We start from the raw sequence: 2,203 nt of genomic DNA on the forward strand, positions 1-2,203 counted from the left end.
CAGTACGACTTCGGCAGCCCCAGCGAGTGCATGGCCACGAAGTTCAGGATCATCTCCCGCGACACGGGCGCGATCCGGCCCAGGCGGGCGGCGATCAGCATGTTGCCGAGGCCGTACTCCTGGGTGAGGCCGTTGCCGCCGTGGGTGTGGACCGCGACGTCGGTGGCGTTGCAGGCGACCTCGCCGCCGGCGTACTTCGCCATGTTGGCGTACTCACCGGCCGTGAAGTCGTCGCCGGCGTCGTAGAGCGCTGCGGCCTTCTGCCAGAGCAGGCGGGCCTGCTCGAGCTCGATCTTCACCTTCGCCAGCGGGTGCGCGATGCCCTGGTGGGCGCCGATCGGCTGGTCCTTCCAGACGCTCCGCTCCTTGGCGTAGTCGACGGCCTTCTCCAGCGCGTAGCGGGCGATGCCGCACGAGAACGCGCCGCCCATGATCCGCTCCGGGTTGAGGCCGGCGAACAGCTGCCACAGGCCGCCGTCCTCGTCGCCGACCAGGGCGTCGGCAGGCACGCGGACGTTGTCGAGGAACAGGGTGAACTGCTTCTCCGGCGCCTGCCATGTCATCGGGATCGGCTGGGCGGTGAAGCCCTCGGCGTCGGTCGGTACGACGAACAGCGCCGGCTTGAGCTTGCCCGTCTTGGCATCCTCGGTGCGCGACACGATGAGCACCGACTGGGCCTCGTCGACGCCGGAGATGAACGTCTTCTGGCCCTTGATCACCCAGCCGTCACCGTCGCGGGTGGCCGTCGTGGTGATGTTGTGGGAGTTCGAGCCCGCGTCGGCCTCGGTGATGCCGAACGCCATCAGGTGCGTGCCGTCGGCGATGCCCGGCAGCCACTGCTGCTTCTGCTCCTCGGTGCCGCAGCGGGTGATGATCGACCCGCAGATCGCCGGCGAGACGACCATCATCAGCAGCGGGGCGCCGGCGGCAGCCGACTCCTCGAGCACCGCGGCCAGGTCGGCCATGCCGCCGCCCCCGCCGCCGTACGCCTCGGGGATGTTGACGCCGAGGAAGCCGTTGCGGCCCATCTCGAGCCACATGTCGGTCATCTTGCCGCCTTCGCGGGCCTGCTTCTCGACGAACTCGCGGCCGTACTTGCTGGCCAGCTTCTTGACCGCCTCACGCAGCGCGACGCGCTCTTCCGGCTCGCTGAACATGGTCTGGGTCATGCCTCTGCTCCTTCGGCTGATGCCAACGGTTCGGTGGGTTCGACAACGGCGAGCACGGTGCCCGCCTCGACCTGCTGGCCGGCACTTGCCGACAGCTCGGTGACGGTGCCGTCGTACGGCGCCGCGATGGTGTGCTGCATCTTCATGGCCTCCATCACGAGGATGGGCTGGCCCTTCTGTACGACGTCCCCGACCGCCGCACTGACGGTGATGACGCTGCCCGGCATGGGCGCGAGCAGCGAGCCCTCGGCCACCTGGCTCGCGGGATCCACGAACCGCGGCACGATCCGCAGCGTGGCGCCGCGGTACGGCGAGTCGACCAGCACGACGTCGCCCTGGATGCGGACCCGGTGCCGGGTGGTCGATCCCCCGCGGTCGATGACCACGAGGTCCGGGCTGGCCTCGACCACGGTGACCGGCCGGTCGCTGTCCGGCCCGGCGAGGCGGTAACCCTCACGACCGCCGAACCACTCGACCGCAACCTCTTCACCGGCGACCTCGAAGCGGGTGACCTGCGGCTGGGAGACCACGTTGCGGAAGCCAGCCGGGATCCGGTTCTGCACCCTGGCCGTGAGCCGGCGGTGCTCGGCGAGCGCAACGGCACCGATGAACGGGGCCAGGTCGTCGGACTGTTGCTGCTGCAGGAGATCCGGGTGGTCGTCGTAGAACGACGTGGCCAGGTTGCCCGCGAGGAAGTCGGCGTCCTGCAGGGAGAACACCAGCTGGTCGCGGTTGGTGACCAGGCCGTGGATCGCCGCCGTCTCGAGGCGGCGCGCCAGCACCCGCGCTGCCTGCTCGCGCGTCGGCGCCCAGGCGATCACCTTGGCGAGCATCGCGTCGTAGAACGTGCCGACCTCGTCGCCGGGACCGAACCCGGAGTCGAGGCGGACGCCGGACGTCGCTGACCCGAACCCGGTGAACTCGACCTCGTGGGCGATGTCGAAGTCCAGCAGGGTGCCCGTCTGCGGCGAGTAGTCCGTGGCCGGGTTCTCGGCGTACAGCCGCACCTCGATGGCGTGGCCGCGCGGCTCGGG

2 protein-coding genes are annotated in these 2,203 nt (G+C 70.0%); both read right to left on the reverse strand.

Annotated elements, in window-relative coordinates:
- Window positions 1–1,169 (reverse strand): acyl-CoA dehydrogenase family protein (locus ACOADB_RS24625; RefSeq protein ID WP_378605067.1); only part of this gene is annotated, 1,169 nt, incomplete at its 3' end.
- A partial coding sequence (locus ACOADB_RS24630) for a biotin/lipoyl-containing protein (RefSeq protein WP_378605070.1) occupies window positions 1,166–2,203 on the reverse strand: 1,038 nt, incomplete at its 5' end. The genes ACOADB_RS24630 and ACOADB_RS24625, both read right to left, overlap by 4 nt.

Source organism: Nocardioides sp. CPCC 206348, from assembly GCF_048654705.1.
Lineage (GTDB): Bacteria > Actinomycetota > Actinomycetes > Propionibacteriales > Nocardioidaceae > Nocardioides.